Origin of the sequence: Novosphingobium album (ex Liu et al. 2023) (assembly GCF_029076845.1) — a bacterium.
Lineage (GTDB): Bacteria > Pseudomonadota > Alphaproteobacteria > Sphingomonadales > Sphingomonadaceae > Novosphingobium.
On the sequence record NZ_JARESE010000047.1, the window covers coordinates 58,679 to 73,502 of the forward strand.

Below are 14,824 nucleotides of genomic sequence, written 5' to 3' on the forward strand. Positions count from 1 at the left end.
GGGAAACGGAACCACGCGGCTTATCCGAAAATCGGTGCCGTTTGCGGAATTGGCTCGTTCAGGACATTTCCGAGTATCGCGGCGTGGAATGCCTCGTCGCCGGCAATTCGCGCGGAGAGCAGATGGAACTCGGTCGCTTCGAGCGACGGAATGAGGCCCAGATAGGCGTTCGCGGCGCCGCGCTCGAGTCCCAGTGCAAGCTTGAGGACGTCGTTCTGAGTCTTCAAAGCGGAGACGCCGAGCGCGGCGGCGTATTCGGCCGTCGACTTGCTGGCCGCAGCTTGTCCGCCCAGGCGGCGGATCGCCGTCGCCAGATCGTCGCGGTGGGTCTTATGGTGGCTCTGGAATGCGATGCCCACCTTGAGGATGTCCGCCGAGAGCAGTCCGCTCTCCGCTGCTATCTGGTAGGCGGCGATGCCTTCATGTTCGAGCGCCAGCGCAGCGTTGAGAAGCTGTACGTCCTGCCCGGGGCGGTTGGACTGCCTGGCTTCTGCCGGAAGGCTGCCGCCCAACAGGGCGACCAGTCCGGCGGCAGACAGCGTGGTGACACCTCCGGTCAGGACCGAGCGGCGACTGCTATGAGGGATTTCGATCATCTTGCCATTTCTCCATTGTGATCAAGCGTGGCTTCTGTCCGAACTGCTGCAGCACGCGCGCGGTGAGGGCGGCGCAATCGCCGCCGGCAAAGGGGAAGGTTCCCTGCAATGCGGTGCTGATTTCCGGATCGAGCAATTTGCGCAGCCGTCGTCTCGCGCGCAGATGCCGGGTTTTTACAGTCCCCTGCGGGATCTCGAGCGCCGTTGCGGCTTCTTCGACGCTCAGGCCATCGATGTCCCGCAGGATGAAAACCAGGCGGAAATCGCGTGGGAGGGCGGCGATCGCCGATTCGAGCATCTGACGCAGCTGCCGTCGGGCCAGGTCGTGGTCGGGCGATGCTCCGCTAGTGGAGCCGCGCATGAGTTTGTCCCTATATTCATCGAGCACCAGTACCGAGTTGCTGTCAAAACAGGCCGTTCGGCGGCGCGCCGTCCGAACCCGGCCGAGCGCTTCGTTGATGACAATCCGGGTCAGCCACGTGGAAAGGGACGATTGTCCGGCGAACCCGGCCATTCCGGCGAAGGCACGCAGATAGGCGCTTTGCAGCGCATCTTCGGCCTCGGCACGATTGGCCAGAATGCTGAATGCAGTTCGGAAGAGATGTTGGTTGTTGCGTTGGATGACGATCGCGGCCGCCTCGCCATCGCCAACCGCGATCCGGGCGGCCATGGCTGTATCCGGCAACTTGTCGAGATCAACTTTGGGTCGGCCCATGATCGGTGGCTCCCTTTCGCGCATTGGATGAATCCCATTGCAAAAGGTTCCCGCAAGGATGATGATCATGATCGGAGCCGGCTGCAGACCGCGACTGGCCTTGTCGCGGCTTGCTCATGGCCGCGGTTGTATTTATCAGCGACATATGTTCGCAAGCGTCCGCCTCAATCAACATGGTGTCACTCGCCTGTTGGTGCGTGCGTCTTGCACACCTCCACCGCCTGAATGGACCGATCGGTTCGGCCGCGTCGGGGCACCGCCTCCGCCAGTGTCGATCCACGCCGGCTGACGGCCGGGGCACTGTCCGCGCTCAGCGCGCGGGCCATACGACGTCTCATCAGGTGAAATTTCATGTTCAACCGTCATGTGTCGGCGCTCCTGCCGACGACTGCGTTCGTCCTGCTGTGGAGCAGCGGCGCCATCGTATCCGAGATCGCACTGCGGCACGGTTCGCCGCTTGCGATCCTCATTCTGCGCTATGCCATCGCTTTGGCGGTCCTGGTCGCTTTCGCGACCTGGAACGGCTCACTCTTACCCGCGCGGGGCACCCGGCTTCGCAATGCGCTGATAGGTCTTCTGATCGCAGGGTTTTACTCTGCCTTCTACCTCCTCGCTCTCGATAACGGGATCACGCCTGGAGCACTCGCCACCTTACTGGGGGTGCAGCCGATCCTTACCATCTTCCTGACCGAACGACGGGTGACGGCGCAGCGGCTCCTCGGGCTGCTTTGCGCCCTTGCGGGCCTCGCATTGGTCGTTTCGGACGGCTTGGCATCGATGCGATTCGACCTGCTGGGGCTTGCGTTCGCCGGCCTGTCATTGCTTGGGATCACGGCGGGTTCGATCCTTCAAAAGCGCGAGCATCAGGCGCCTTGGGCGGTGTTGCCGATGCAGTATTGTGCGGGACTCGCGCTTGCCGCTGCAGTCTCTCCGCTCGGCCAATTCCGCGCCTCGTGGGACGTCGGTTTCGTGCTCCCGGTTCTGTGGCTCGCCCTCGTGATCTCCGTCGGCACCACGTTCCTGCTTTACCGCCTGATCGCGCGCGGGAACCTCGTGAACGTCGTCAGTCTCTTCTATCTTGTTCCCGGCGTCACAGCCGCGATGGATTGGGCAATCATTGGTAATCCAATGTCGCCGCTGATGATGGGCGGGCTCGGTCTGGTTGTCGTCGGTTTGATTATCGTCTTCCGATACGATGCCAGACAGAAAGGTTGACCCAACAAATGACTACGCGTTGGCGGCGGGAAACACGCCGCCAACATCAGGCGGCCGTTCGCAGGAACTGGTATGGGGTTTCGCGGCTGCTGCCGTAGGTCGCGGGCGATGGCGGCCTTTCATTCGCCGGCTGCGACGCGGACGTGGCGGTGTAGTTCAGCGATCCTTGCATCGAAGAGGGCGCGTTTCCGTCCTCGACAGGCGCCGCGTTGTCTGGCGGCAGCGATGTCTTCGCGCTGTCGTTCCCGGATCAGGGCGCGCGCCAACCGTGATCCGAGCGGCCAAGGTTGCAGCCGGCAACTCGTCGAGGCCAACTTTGGGTCGGTCCATGACCGCTGTCTCCGTTTCGTGCATCGGATAAGTTTCATCGCGAAAGGTTCCCGCGTGGATGATGATCGGAGCCGGTCGCCGACCGCGATTGACCTCGTCGCGGCGGAGCTGACATTCAGGAAGAACGAGACTGGCAGGAAGAAGACCGCGGATCGGCGATCTCCGGCCGGGTTTTTCGGCCGGAGAGACCAAGAAAATTGCTGCCAGAAGGAAATAATATTCCTTCGACTCCACTTGAATTTGTGTCCACGTTTCATCCTGCGAAGCAGTTGCCCAGACGATACTGGACATCAGGCGGCAGGGAGGAACCCTGGTATGCCGGTTGAGACATCTTTGAGTCCCTTGTGTGAACGTGAGACCTCAGGCCGCGCGCTCGACAACGCGGCGGTCGGCAAAGAGGAGGCCCTCGCTGGGGAACTGAGCGCTTCGGCCCTTCAGCGGTCGGTTGCTCTGGGGCACATGAGCAGGGCCTTCGTGCATGATTTCCGGAATGTCCTGGCTGTGATTTCCGCAGGGTTGAATTTGGCGAAGCGTCACGGATCCGACCCGGCCGTGTCGAATAGCTTCCTCATGGGCGCTCAAGAGGGAGTGGACCGCGGGTTGAGGATGACGACGCGCCTGCTGGATTTCGCGAGCGGCCATGACTTTGAGATCCACGCTGCAAACGTGAACGACGCCCTGCGACAATCGGAAGCGCTCCTACGATATGCTGCCGGCATCGGTGTCCGGGTTGTCCTGCAACTTGGCGCGGACGTTCCGGATTTCGCTTTCGATCTTCCGCAGTTCAATGCGGCGGTCATGAATCTTGTCGTCAACGCTCGAGATGCGATGCCCAACGGTGGGGTCATCCAGATCAGTACGGCGGTTACGCAGGCGGCCGGCGCCGGCGAGGCTCCCCAATCCCATGTCCGTGTCCGCGTGCGGGACGAGGGCGAAGGCATGCCAGCAAGCGTCATGAGCAGGATCATCGATCCGTTCTTTACGACCAAGGTCGGTACGGGAACCGGGCTGGGGATACCGCAGGTCGACGCATTCATGCGGCAGACGGGTGGCTTCATGAGAATTGATAGTGCGGTCGGGGCGGGAAGCATATTCGACCTTTTCTTCCCGGCGCCGTCCCGTTCGCTTGCGCGATCGGACGGTCAGTTCCGCGTGAAAGATTGACTGCGGCGCTACGCCATCAGGCGAAGGCTTTCCTGCTACGGCGATTGCCGGGCACTATAGAGCGCGCCGCATAGGCGCACAGCAATGCCATCGCGAACCATGTCAGCGCGTAGACGGCATGGTTGTCGGCAAAGCGCACCACGGTCAACCCGGCTACCGGCCCGGTGGATGTGCCGGTCATGGCATCGGCGTCGATGAAGTAGGGGGCGGGGCGCAGGATCCCGCGTGCCGCGGCGATCGCAGCGACATCGCGCGAATACCAGTTGCCTGTCTTGGGGTCATTGCTGCGCAGGAAGCCGCCACCGGGCTCGGTGACGCGGAGAAGGCCCGAGAGAGCGATTGTGCCGACGGGATCGCGGCGGACTTTGTTACGCTCGCCCGGTGCGACGAAGCCGCGATTGACCAGCACGGTGAAATGGCCGGTGTCCAGCGGGGTGATCACCCAATAGCCCGAGCCGAGGTCGCTGACCGCGCGCACCAGCGTTTCGCGATCGTGCAGGAAGCGCCCGGTGACGCGCACATGGCGATAGGCGTCGTGCTCGGCCGAGAGGCTTGCCCAGTGCTCGGGTCCTGGTGCTGCGACCGGTGCGGCGTGGACGCGGCTTTCGACCGCGGCGATCAGCGCGTGCTTCCATTCTCGCCGTTCGACCTGCCAGACGCTCAGTGCGGAGAAGGCGGCGGTAAGGAGGAGCATGAGGCCCAGCACCGCCGTCCGCGCCTTGCCGCCGCGTGGGGCCGGGCGGGCGGCGGCGATCACGGCATCTGGCTCATGTCGTGGGGCATCGGCATCATATTGTGGTTGAGATGGTACATGACCCACAGCGATCCGGCGAGCATGATGACCACGATGATGATCGTGAAGAGCAGGGCCATCATCGTCCAGCCACCTTCGACTCTACCGTTCATGTGCAGGAAGTAGATCATGTGGACGACCATCTGCATCGCCGCGAAGGCGAGGATGACGGCTGCGGTCACACCGTCGGCCAGCGGGCGTTCCATCACCAGCCAGAAGGGGATGGCGGTGAGCACGACCGACAACAGGAAGCCGATCGTATAGTCGCGCATCGAGCCATGCGGCTCGTCGGCATGGATTTCATGGCTCATCGCAGCATTCCCATCAGATAGACGAAGGTGAAGACACCGATCCAGATGACGTCCAGGAAGTGCCAGAACAGGCTGAGGCACATCAGCCGGCGTCTATTGGCCTGGATCAAGCCGTTTCGGCCAAGCTGGACCATCAGCGTTACGAGCCAGATAGTGCCGAAAGTGACATGTAGCCCGTGCGTGCCCACCAGCGTGAAAAACGCCGACAGGAACGCGCTGCGCTGCGGCGTTGCGCCCAGGTGGATCAGGTGCTGGAACTCGTACAGCTCGATGGCCAGGAATGCCGCGCCAAACAGGCCGGTGACGGCCAGCCAGGCTTGCGTCTGGCGCAGCCGGTCCTGCCGCATCGCCAGCATGGCGAAGCCATAGGTGATCGACGAGAACAGCAGCATCGCGGTGTTGAGCGCGACCAGCGGCAGGTCGAACAGGTCCTTGGGACCCGGCCCCGCAGCGAGGTTGCCGCCGAGCACGGCATAGCAGGCGAACAGGATCGCGAAGATGAGGCAGTCGCTCATCAGGTAGATCCAGAAGCCCAGCATGGTGCTGTGGCCTTCGGCGTGGTCATGCTCGTCGAGGTCGTAGAAGCGGACCTCGGCGGCGGCGACAAGAGGGGATTGGATGGTCATCGCGTCAGGTTCCCGTCGCCAGCAGGCGCGTCCTCGCGCCCTCGGTGGTCTCCACCGTGGCGGCCGGAATGTGGAAGTCGCGTCGGTAGTTGAAGGTATGGCCGATCGCGACTGTCAGGATGCCGGCGAAGCTCAGCGCAGCGAGCCACCAGATGTACCAGATCAGCGCGAAGCCCATGATCGTGGCGAACGCCGAAAGGATCACGCCCGTCCCGGTATTTTTCGGCATGTGGATCGGACGGAAGCCCTGCGTCGGCCGCTCCGCTCCGCGCGACTTCATGTCGTGCCACGCGTCGAGCGAGTGGATGACTGGCGTGAAGGCGAAGTTGTACTCGGGCGGCGGCGAGGAGGTCGACCATTCGAGCGTGCGGCCGCCCCACGGATCGCCCGTGGTGTCGCGCAGTTGGTCGCGCTTCCAGATGGAGACGGCGAACTGCACCAGCATGGCACCGATACCGACGGCGATCACCGCCGCGCCGATGCCGGCGATGATGAACCAGATCTGCAGCGACGGATCGTCGAACACGCGCATGCGCCGGGTCACGCCCATCAGGCCGAGCACGTAGAGCGGCATGAAGGCGAGCCAGAAGCCGACGACCCAGCACCAGAAGCTGATCTTGCCCCAGAAGACGTCCAGTTTGAAGCCGAAGGCCTTGGGCCACCAGAAGTTGATCGCCGCGAACAGGCCGAACAGCACGCCGCCGATGATCACGTTGTGGAAGTGCGCGATCAGGAACAGCGAGTTGTGCAGCACGAAGTCGGCGGGCGGGACCGCCAGCAGCACCCCGGTCATGCCGCCGACGACGAAGGTCAGCATGAAGGCGACCGTCCACATCATCGGCAGCTCGAAGCGGATGCGGCCGCGGTACATGGTGAACAGCCAGTTGAACAGCTTGGCGCCGGTCGGGATCGAGATCACCATCGTCGTGATGCCGAAGAACGAGTTGACGCTGGGGCCCGACCCCATCGTGAAGAAGTGGTGCAGCCAGACGAGGTACGACAGGATCGTGATGACGATCGTCGCATAGACCATCGAGGTATAGCCGAAGAGCTTCTTGCCCGAGAAGGTGGATGTGACCTCGCTGAACACGCCGAACAGCGGCAGGATCAGGATGTAGACTTCCGGGTGGCCCCAGATCCAGATCAGGTTCACATACATCATCGGCGAACCGCCGAAGTCGTTGGTGAAGAAGTTGGTGCCGACGTAGCGATCGAGGCTGAGCAGCGTCAGCACGGCCGTCAGCACCGGGAAAGAGGCGACGATCAGCACGTTGGTGCACAGCGAGGTCCAGGTGAACACCGGCATCTTCATCATGCCCATGCCCGGCGCGCGCATCTTGAGGATCGTCGCGATCAGGTTGATGCCCGATAGCGTCGTACCCACGCCCGCGATCTGCAGCGCCCAGATGTAGTAATCGACGCCGGTGGCGGGGCTATAGGCGATGCCTGACAGCGGCGGATAGGCCAGCCAGCCGGTCTGCGCGAATTCGCCGACGAACAGCGACATCATGACCAGCACCGCGCCGGCGGTGGTCATCCAGAAGCTGAAGTTGTTGAGGAACGGGAACGAGACGTCGCGCGCGCCGATCTGTAGCGGCACGATGTAGTTCATCAGGCCGGTAACGAAGGGCATTGCCACGAAGAAGATCATGATCACGCCGTGCGCGGTGAAGATCTGATCGTAGTGGTGCGAGTTGAGGTAGCCCTCGGAGCCACCGAACGCCATTGCCTGCTGGATGCGCATCATGATCGCGTCGGCGAAACCGCGCAGGAACATGATCAGGCCCAGCACCATGTACATGATGCCGATCTTCTTGTGGTCGACGCTGGTGAACCAGTCGCGCCAGAGCCAGCCCCACAAGCGGTAGCGCGTGATCAGCCCCAGCACCGCCAGTCCGCCGATCACCACCGCGGCGAAGGTGGCGACGATGATCGGTTCGTGCAACGGGAACGATTCGAGCGAAAGCCGACCGAAGATTGGACTGATCGGGATGGGAGTCGGGTCAGCGGACATCAGCGGTTGCTCTTGGCAAAGGGAATGGGGGTGGGAATGGAGGTCTCGTCGGCGGCGGCGATGAAGGTGGCGCGGGGCAGAGAGCCGGGGCGCGACAGGCCCGCGCCGGTCAGCGGCGACAGGTCAACGCGGCGTTCCATCACCGGCTTGCCCTCGTCACCGGGGAGGGGGAGACACAGCGCCGCCACCATCTTGCGGTCGGGGGCGGGTCCCGAACCCCGGCCAGCGGTCTTGTCGTATTCCAGCGGGCGTACGTTGTGGATGCCGGCAAGGCCGAGGCCGCCCTTGGCGTCGAGCGCCATCATGTCGCGCATGCACATTTTTCCCGGCTCGACGCACATGTTGACGACGGCGTCGAACAGCCCGGCCTCGACACCGGCGAAGCGGCGCACGGGTTCGTTCTCGCTGGGGCGCTCGAGCCGAAGATAGGCCGCGCGGTCGAGCGTGCCGCCGGCGCCCTTGGTCTGGCTGGCCCATGTAGTGAAGCCCGCCCCGTCCATACCCCTTACTTTGAAACGCATCTTCGAGAAGCCTGCGCCGCTGTAATTGGCGGAGAAGCCTTCGTAGTTGCCCGGCCGGTTGAGCACCGCGTGGAGCTTGGTCTCCATGCCGGGCATGGCGTAGATCTGGCCGGCCAGCGCGGGGATGTAGAAGCTGTTCATCACCGAAGAGGCGGAAATGCGGAAGCGGATCGGCCGGTCGACCGGCAGTGCCAGTTCGTTGACCGTTGCAATGCCCTGCTCAGGGTAGATGAACACCCATTTCCAATCGAGCGCGACCACCTGGACGTCGAGCGGTTGGACTTCGGTGGCGACCGGATTTCCCGGTGCGGTGCGCGCCAGCGGGCGGTACGGGTCGAGGAGATGCGTACCGACCCAGGTCAGCGCCCCCAGACAGATGATGATGAGCAGCGGCGCCGCCCAGATCACCAGTTCGAGCTGGGTCGAGTGGTCCCAGTCGGGCTTATAGGTCGCTTCCTTGTTCGCCGCGCGATAACGCCAGGCGAAAAATATCGTCAGCGCCATCACCGGCACGATGATGAGCAGCATCAAGATGGTTGAGACGATGACCAGATTGCCCTGCTGCCGAGCCACGTCGCCAGCCGGCTCGAGCACGACCATTCCGCAGCCGGACAGCAGTGGAAGGGTGACGAGAGCGGGAAGAAGCCGCAGGGCAGGCCGGAATCGGCGTGCAAGCGCAAGCATGGTGATCTCAGGCATGGCGTGCGCCTAGGCCGGGCATGCTGCACTGCACATCGGACATTTTGTCCAATCCCGCAGCGCCGCCGCAAAGGTCATTAGCGGCTGGCAAGCCCCGCGCTTTTTGCGTTCCCGGGGGCCGATCCGCACTGGAGTGCAGTGCTCCGGAGCGACGCGTGCCGAAAGCCGAGTGAGATGACTGCACAGACTTCAGCCGAATACGATGCCCGCTCCCTTCAGGCGGGAGGCCACAAGGTGGCGCCTGGCGAAATCGCCGTCGGCGTGATCATCGGGCGGACGTCGGAATTCTTCGACTTCTTCGTCTATGCCATCGCTTCGGTGCTGGTGTTCCCCAGGCTGGTCTTTTCCTTCGCAGATCCGCTCACCGGCACGCTCTATTCTTTCGCGGTCTTCGCGCTGGCTTTCGTTGCGCGGCCTTTCGGCACGCTGATCTTCACTGCGGTCGACCGGCTCTATGGCCGCGGTGCCAAGCTCACGATCGCGCTGTTCCTGCTCGGCGGTTCGACAGCGGCGATCGCCTTCCTGCCCGGTTACGAGACGGTTGGCCTATTCTCGGTCCTGCTCCTCGCGCTGTTCCGCATGGGACAAGGTGTCGCGCTGGGTGGCTCGTGGGATGGCCTCGCCTCGCTGCTGGCGCTCAATGCGCCCGAGAACAAGCGCGGATGGTACGCGATGCTGCCCCAGATCGGTGCGCCGCTCGGTCTTGTCGTCGCCAGCTTGTTGTTCACGTTCCTCATCCACACGCTGCCGGCTGAGGATTTCCTTGACTGGGGCTGGCGTTATCCTTTCTTCGTCGCTTTCGCGATCAACGTCGTCGCGCTCTTCGCCCGTCTACGTATCGTCGTGACGCCTGAATATGCCGCATTGTTCGAGAGCCGTGAACTCGAGCCCGCCAGGCTAGGCGAGACGGTGCGGACCGAATGGCGCACGATCATCATGGGCGCGTTCGCCCCGCTTGCGAGTTTCGCCATGTTCCACATGGTCACCGTCTTCCCGCTATCGTGGGTGTTCCTCTTCACCGAGGACAGCCCCACGCGGTTCCTCATGATCGAGGCGGTGGCCGCTGGCTTCGGCATCCTCGCGATCGTCGCCTCGGGCTACCTGGCCGACCGTTTCGGCCGGCGCACACTGCTGGTCGTCTCGGCGGCCGCGATCGCCGCGTTCAGCGGTTTCGCGCCGCAACTGCTCGGTGCCGGGGAAATCGGAGAAGCGATATTCATGCTCACGGGCTTCGTGCTTCTCGGCCTGTCCTTCGGCCAATCGTCGGGAGCCTTGTCCTCGCGCTTTTCGCCGCGTCACCGCTACACCGGTTCGGCATTGACCTCGGACTTTGCCTGGCTGTTCGGCGCCGGCTTCGCGCCGCTCGCCGCACTGCTGCTGTCGAGCCGGTTCGGATTGCTGTCGGCCGGTGCCTATCTGCTGTCGGGAGCCATTTGCACCGTTGTCGCGCTCTGGCTGAACCGCGAACTGGGCAGGGCGATCGAATAGCGGGTCAATCGAGCCAGCCGAGGGCGTCCGCGCAGGACGCCAACCGGTCATGACACCCGTCTCGGCTTGGCCAGGCTCCGGCTAGGAGGTTCCCACGATTTTTGCTCGGCCCTGCGCGTCGGTGCCTGGCCGCTCGACCCGAACCTCGGCCGCGCTGTCGCCCTCGACGGTCTCGATCGCGGCGCCCGCGTGGAGTGTCCGGTGGACGGGGCATTTTTCCGCGATTTCGGTCAGTTTCTGTCGGTCGTCGTCGCTCAGCGAACCCTGCAGATGAAGGCGGCGCACGAACAGGTCCGCAGGTTGGGTGTCAGCGCGCCGGCTGTGGCCGACTTCCACTGATACGCGTTCGAGAGGCAGCTTCTTGTGGCGCGCATAGAGGCGAACCGTCATGGCGGTGCAGGCCCCCAATCCGGCCGCAAGCAGATCGTAGGGGGTGGGACCGGAACCAAGGCCGCCAACCTCGGGCGGTTCGTCCGCAAGGAAGCTCACGCCGCCGGCCGACACCTCCATCTGGAAGTCGCCCTCGCCGGTCTCCGTGACCGTCACCAGCCCGGATTGTGCGGCGGTGCGCGGCGGTGTGCCGGGGAGATAACGCCGCGCCCAGGCCGACACGATCGCTGCGACGAAATCGGCGTCTTCCTTGCGTGTCAGGAGATGGTCGGCGCCCGCCAGCGAGACGAAACTCTTCGGGTGACGGGCCGCCTGGAATATCGCGCCGGCATTCTCGATCCCGACCGTCGAATCCTCCGGGGCATGCATGATGAGCAGCGGTTTCCTGAGTTGGCGGATCCGTTCCGCCTGATCGTGCGCGCGAAGGTCCTCGATGAAGCTGCGGCGTATCCGGAAGGGCCGGCCGCCGATTTGGACCTCGGCTTCGCCCTGCGTCATCAGTTCGTCGAGATTGGAAAAGAGCCTTTCGGCGTGCGCGACATCGAACGGAGCGGCGATCGTCGCCACCGCCCGTGCTTCGAGCACATCGCCGGCCGCGGCCAACACCGCCGCGCCGCCGAGACTATGGCCGATGAGGAGGGAGGGCGCCCTGCCGGCAGCGCGCATGGCGGCGGCGGCGGCCACGATGTCGCGAACGCTGCCGCTGAAGGTGCTGTCGGCAAAATCACCGCCGCTTTGCCCCAGGCCAGTGAAATCGAAGCGGAGCACGCCAAAGCCCAGGCGAGTGAGCGAGCGCGCTAGATGCGCCGCGGCCAGGGAGCTTTTGGTGCAGGTGAAGCAATGGGCGAAAAGGACGAATGCGGAGGCGGGCTCCTCGGGCAGATCGAGGCGGCCGGACAGCGTCTGTCCGCTCTCACCTGGAAAATCGAAGGGTTCTGTGGACATGTGAGACAGCCTGTAAAGAAGCGGAGCGGACCTCGCTCGTGATCGCGAGGCCCGATTTTGGCCTTTTATTCTTCCAGCAGGCTGCGCAGCATCCAGGCCGTTTTCTCATGAACGTCGAGCCTCTGGGTCAGCAAATCCGCGGTCGGTTGATCGTTCGCGGCGTTCACGGTCGGAAAGAGTTGGCGCGCCGTGCGGGCGGTGGCTTCCTGCGCGTTGACCAGGTGGCGGACCATGTCCATCGCCTTGGGCACGCCGTCGACTTCCTTGACCGAAGCCAGCGCTGCAAATTCCTTGTAGGTGCCGGGCGCTGGGAAGCCGAGTGCGCGGATGCGCTCGGCGATCAGGTCGAGCGCCGTCCACTGCTCGGTGTATTGCTGCATGAACATCGTATGCAGGGTGTTGAACATGGGACCCGTGACGTTCCAGTGGAAGTTGTGGGTCATCAGATAGAGGGTATAGCTGTCCGCCAGCAGCCGTGAGAGGCCGGAGGTGATCTGCTCGCGTTCCTCCTGCGAGAGCCCGATATTGATAGCCATTGATTGTCTCCTTGGTCGGATCGATCACTACGGTGTCGGCGACGGTAAACCTCCAACTCGGCGACGTCGCCGTGGTTTCCAGCGCCATGTTGAATTCGGTCTGATCCCTACCGACGCGATAGTCTAGCCCGGTGCGCGCCGGTAGCGGATCTGACGCTATGCATCCTCGACATACCGGACGATGAGCAAGTCTCCTTCGAGCCTCTCTACCAGCCGTTTGGCATTGCTTCCGATCAGAGCATCGAAAATCGCGCCGCGTCCGTGGCTGCCGATCACGGTGAGATCGATGCTGCGATCGTCGATGAAATCACCCAGCAGGGCCTCGGGCGAGCCGTGTTGGATGACGACCGCGGTCCGGCTCTTCATTTTGGGCTCGATGCGGGGGTCGCTCATGAACTTCGCCGTGATTTCCTTCTCGATCGAGCGCAACTCGCTCTCGATGTCGCGGTCGACGATGAAGCCGGCGTAGGGAATATCGTAGCCGTGGAACAAGGTAAGGTCGCTTTTGGGGAAGAAGGCCGCGACCGACCGTAGCGCCTGGAGCGAGGCCTCGGAGAAATCGGTGGCGATCACAATGTCACGGTAGCGCCGTGTGGGCCTGTCATGCACCATGAGAACGGGGGCGGTCGAGCCTCGGACGATCCGGTTGACCGTGCTGCCGAAGATCATGCGGCTCAGGGATTCCGGACCGGCATCGCCGGTCACGATGAGATCGCATTGCTCGCGGATTGCGAGGTCGACGAGTTTCTCGGCAGGATTGCCCTCCTCGACGATCACGCGGATTTTCTCGGACGCACCTGCGAGATCGCGTTTCAACCGCCAGCGCATGCGTTCCACCGGATCGGGCAACCGGCGCCATGACCGGCGGCTTCGATCGATGTAGTATTGCGGCGTTTCCGTGGGATCCATGATATGGGCCGCAATAAGTTCGGCGCCGAATTCTTCGGCCAACTGGACGGCGCGATCCACCGCGCGGTCGCAGCGCGGTGTCAGATCGGTCGCAACGAGGATCTTGCGCGGTTGGATGAATGTAGGCTCAGTCAAGGGCGTGCTCCTCTATTGCGTCCATATGGGAGGTTAATCGTCCTGCACGGGCAAAGCCAGCCGAGTGCTGAGCGACCCGAGGAGGGGCGGGCGGTTGAACGTCGCCCATCGGCGGGCGACGACCTCGCACACCGATGGGCGAACCGAACGCCATCATGTCAGGATCAACGAGAGCCCGAGTGCGGCCAGAACCGCGCCGATCAGGAGAAGCGCAAGACGCTTTCCCGGCGGAGCCCGGAGCCTGGTGCGATGATCGCGCAGGAAATCGCCTAGCTTTGCCGCCAGCCGATCGTCCGCCGTGATCAGGGCCTGGTCCAGGAGGGGCAGATAAGGCATCAGGTCGATGAGCCTGGCAAGCTCCTGTTCGTTCAGGCGCGGATATCGGTCGAGCAGAGCCTCAACCTGCAATGCGATATCCGAGCGCGGTCTCAACCGATGATAGGCCGTTGCCATGGTAGTGCATCCTTTCCAACCGGCGGATCGCTCGCGCTGGGCGGGCGTTCGCCTTTGATGATGGGAGTGCGCCTGGCATCGAGAAGGAGAGGTGCTGCCGTCAGACAGCCGGCGCTCCAGATGCCGTGTCGCCGGACGCTGACGCGGGCGAGGCGAGCGTCCGGCTAGTTGCCGAACATCAGGCGCTGCGGCTCCCGCAAGGAAGGATGAGAAGACACGAACATAAAGAGTATATGGGGGATCGGGCCAGCAAATCAAATAATCGGCCGGCAGCGTGAGGCAATCTGCACGCCGATGCCGCTGTAGAGCGGAAATGAAAGGGAGATATCGCAGTCCTGCTGCGGCGTGCTGGAGTCTCATCCCCGCGTCGGCGGCGGCGGCAATTACGTCCCGTCTCTATCGAAATTCGTCGCCTCCGGTGAGCGTGCCGGTGAAGTTCGATGGCGGCGGGGATGATCGTTTGCCGTGAAGCCAAAGCGCGAGGGCGCAGTGACCCCCTGGAGCCCGCGGCCTATCGCACGACGAGCACCGGAATGTGGCCGTGCGATACGACTTCGTATGTCTTGCTGCCCAGCATCAACCGTCCGATGCCGCGCCGTCCGTGCGAACCCATGACGATGAGATCGCAATCATGCGATTTCGCCGCGGCAAGTATGGCTTCGGCCGGTTGGGCGTCCGCCACGTGCAATGTTTCGATTTGCACGCCGGCTTGGTCGGCTGCCGCCTTGACGGCCGCCAGTCGCGCATTTGCCCGTTCCCTTTGACCGGTTTCGAAGCTTTCCACCGTCTCCTGGCTGGGGACATAGGCAAATTCCCCTCCCGTGATCGGAAATGGCTCGGTCACGGTGACGAGCGTCGCGCGCGCGCCGAGAGACTTTGCGAGCGCGAGGCCGTGCTCGACCCCCTTCTCGCCGACATCGGAACCATCGGTGGCAATGAGTATATGCTTGTACATGGAGCCCTCCGGATAGAATTGGTCAGACG

The 14,824-nt window shown here is 63.4% G+C and carries 16 protein-coding genes; 3 read left to right on the forward strand and 13 right to left on the reverse strand.

Annotated features, from left to right (window positions below; translation table 11 throughout):
• Positions 1-20 precede the first annotated feature (20 nt).
• The gene (locus PYV00_RS13980; protein WP_275228895.1) at positions 21-596 is read right to left on the reverse strand and encodes a ferritin-like domain-containing protein; all 576 of its coding nucleotides are present in this window, start codon (positions 594-596) and stop codon (positions 21-23) included.
• Positions 577-1,380: an RNA polymerase sigma factor gene (locus PYV00_RS13985; RefSeq protein ID WP_275228896.1), complete on the reverse strand. Its 804-nt coding sequence runs from the start codon at positions 1,378-1,380 to the stop codon at positions 577-579. Before PYV00_RS13985 ends, PYV00_RS13980 begins: the two co-directional genes overlap by 20 nt.
• A gap of 282 nt (positions 1,381-1,662) precedes the next feature.
• On the opposite strand from PYV00_RS13985, the gene PYV00_RS13990 reads away from it, so the two are divergent.
• Complete coding sequence (locus PYV00_RS13990; protein ID WP_275228897.1) at positions 1,663-2,526, forward strand: DMT family transporter; 864 nt, start codon at positions 1,663-1,665, stop codon at positions 2,524-2,526.
• 156 nt (positions 2,527-2,682) lie between these two features.
• Here the strand turns inward: PYV00_RS13990 and PYV00_RS14000 are convergent, their stop codons facing one another.
• Entirely contained in the window at positions 2,683-3,147 is a 465-nt protein-coding gene (locus tag PYV00_RS14000; RefSeq protein WP_275228968.1) for a hypothetical protein, read from the reverse strand.
• A 24-nt stretch (positions 3,148-3,171) separates the two neighbouring features.
• Between PYV00_RS14000 and PYV00_RS14005 the strand changes: the two genes are divergently transcribed.
• On the forward strand, positions 3,172-4,020 hold the full coding sequence (locus tag PYV00_RS14005) for a two-component system sensor histidine kinase NtrB (RefSeq protein WP_275228898.1): 849 nt from the start codon (positions 3,172-3,174) through the stop codon (positions 4,018-4,020).
• A 16-nt stretch (positions 4,021-4,036) separates the two neighbouring features.
• On the opposite strand, the gene PYV00_RS14010 is transcribed toward PYV00_RS14005, so the two are convergent.
• The 5 genes from PYV00_RS14010 to cyoA are packed head-to-tail and all read right to left on the reverse strand — an operon-like array spanning position 4,037 to position 8,984.
• Positions 4,037-4,774, reverse strand: a complete 738-nt coding sequence (locus tag PYV00_RS14010) for an SURF1 family protein (protein WP_428981643.1) — start codon at positions 4,772-4,774, stop codon at positions 4,037-4,039.
• Positions 4,774-5,124, reverse strand: a complete 351-nt coding sequence (gene cyoD / locus PYV00_RS14015; protein ID WP_275228900.1) for a cytochrome o ubiquinol oxidase subunit IV — start codon at positions 5,122-5,124, stop codon at positions 4,774-4,776. Before cyoD ends, PYV00_RS14010 begins: the two co-directional genes overlap by 1 nt.
• The gene (gene cyoC / locus PYV00_RS14020) at positions 5,121-5,750 is read right to left on the reverse strand and encodes a cytochrome o ubiquinol oxidase subunit III (RefSeq protein WP_275228901.1); all 630 of its coding nucleotides are present in this window, start codon (positions 5,748-5,750) and stop codon (positions 5,121-5,123) included. The genes cyoD and cyoC overlap by 4 nt, the downstream gene beginning before the upstream one ends.
• A 4-nt stretch (positions 5,751-5,754) precedes the next feature.
• A complete protein-coding gene (cyoB, locus tag PYV00_RS14025) occupies positions 5,755-7,764 on the reverse strand; it encodes a cytochrome o ubiquinol oxidase subunit I (RefSeq protein WP_275228902.1) in 2,010 nt (669 codons plus the stop codon).
• Positions 7,764-8,984, reverse strand: a complete 1,221-nt coding sequence (cyoA, locus tag PYV00_RS14030) for a ubiquinol oxidase subunit II (protein ID WP_428981639.1) — start codon at positions 8,982-8,984, stop codon at positions 7,764-7,766. Before cyoA ends, cyoB begins: the two co-directional genes overlap by 1 nt.
• Positions 8,985-9,158: 174 nt before the next feature.
• Between cyoA and PYV00_RS14035 the strand changes: the two genes are divergently transcribed.
• Positions 9,159-10,472, forward strand: a complete 1,314-nt coding sequence (locus tag PYV00_RS14035) for an MFS transporter (RefSeq protein WP_275228903.1) — start codon at positions 9,159-9,161, stop codon at positions 10,470-10,472.
• 81 nt (positions 10,473-10,553) lie between these two features.
• On the opposite strand, the gene PYV00_RS14040 is transcribed toward PYV00_RS14035, so the two are convergent.
• The 5 genes from PYV00_RS14040 to PYV00_RS14060 form a co-directional block, all read right to left on the reverse strand.
• On the reverse strand, positions 10,554-11,807 hold the full coding sequence (locus PYV00_RS14040) for a bifunctional alpha/beta hydrolase/OsmC family protein (RefSeq protein WP_275228904.1): 1,254 nt from the start codon (positions 11,805-11,807) through the stop codon (positions 10,554-10,556).
• Between the two features lie 65 nt (positions 11,808-11,872).
• Positions 11,873-12,343, reverse strand: a complete 471-nt coding sequence (locus PYV00_RS14045) for a Dps family protein (RefSeq protein ID WP_275228905.1) — start codon at positions 12,341-12,343, stop codon at positions 11,873-11,875.
• A gap of 156 nt (positions 12,344-12,499) precedes the next feature.
• Complete coding sequence (locus tag PYV00_RS14050) at positions 12,500-13,387, reverse strand: universal stress protein (protein ID WP_275228906.1); 888 nt, start codon at positions 13,385-13,387, stop codon at positions 12,500-12,502.
• A 153-nt stretch (positions 13,388-13,540) separates the two neighbouring features.
• On the reverse strand, positions 13,541-13,840 hold the full coding sequence (locus PYV00_RS14055; RefSeq protein WP_275228907.1) for a hypothetical protein: 300 nt from the start codon (positions 13,838-13,840) through the stop codon (positions 13,541-13,543).
• Between the two features lie 511 nt (positions 13,841-14,351).
• A complete protein-coding gene (locus tag PYV00_RS14060; protein ID WP_275228908.1) occupies positions 14,352-14,795 on the reverse strand; it encodes a universal stress protein in 444 nt (147 codons plus the stop codon).
• Positions 14,796-14,824: the final 29 nt, after the last annotated feature.

Excerpts from the sequence above, each read along its gene's own strand:
- PYV00_RS13980 (WP_275228895.1), bottom strand. The coding sequence starts at position 596 with ATGATCGAAATCCCTCATAGCAGTCGCCGCTCGGTCCTGACCGGAGGT.
- PYV00_RS13985 (WP_275228896.1), bottom strand. The coding sequence starts at position 1,380 with ATGATCATCATCCTTGCGGGAACCTTTTGCAATGGGATTCATCCAATG.
- PYV00_RS13990 (WP_275228897.1), top strand. The coding sequence starts at position 1,663 with ATGTTCAACCGTCATGTGTCGGCGCTCCTGCCGACGACTGCGTTCGTC.
- PYV00_RS14000 (WP_275228968.1), bottom strand. The coding sequence starts at position 3,147 with ATGTCCAGTATCGTCTGGGCAACTGCTTCGCAGGATGAAACGTGGACA.
- PYV00_RS14005 (WP_275228898.1), top strand. The coding sequence starts at position 3,172 with ATGCCGGTTGAGACATCTTTGAGTCCCTTGTGTGAACGTGAGACCTCA.
- cyoD (WP_275228900.1), bottom strand. The coding sequence starts at position 5,124 with ATGAGCCATGAAATCCATGCCGACGAGCCGCATGGCTCGATGCGCGAC.
- cyoC (WP_275228901.1), bottom strand. The coding sequence starts at position 5,750 with ATGACCATCCAATCCCCTCTTGTCGCCGCCGCCGAGGTCCGCTTCTAC.
- cyoB (WP_275228902.1), bottom strand. The coding sequence starts at position 7,764 with ATGTCCGCTGACCCGACTCCCATCCCGATCAGTCCAATCTTCGGTCGG.
- cyoA (WP_428981639.1), bottom strand. The coding sequence starts at position 8,984 with ATGCCTGAGATCACCATGCTTGCGCTTGCACGCCGATTCCGGCCTGCC.
- PYV00_RS14035 (WP_275228903.1), top strand. The coding sequence starts at position 9,159 with ATGACTGCACAGACTTCAGCCGAATACGATGCCCGCTCCCTTCAGGCG.
- PYV00_RS14040 (WP_275228904.1), bottom strand. The coding sequence starts at position 11,807 with ATGTCCACAGAACCCTTCGATTTTCCAGGTGAGAGCGGACAGACGCTG.
- PYV00_RS14045 (WP_275228905.1), bottom strand. The coding sequence starts at position 12,343 with ATGGCTATCAATATCGGGCTCTCGCAGGAGGAACGCGAGCAGATCACC.
- PYV00_RS14055 (WP_275228907.1), bottom strand. The coding sequence starts at position 13,840 with ATGGCAACGGCCTATCATCGGTTGAGACCGCGCTCGGATATCGCATTG.
- PYV00_RS14060 (WP_275228908.1), bottom strand. The coding sequence starts at position 14,795 with ATGTACAAGCATATACTCATTGCCACCGATGGTTCCGATGTCGGCGAG.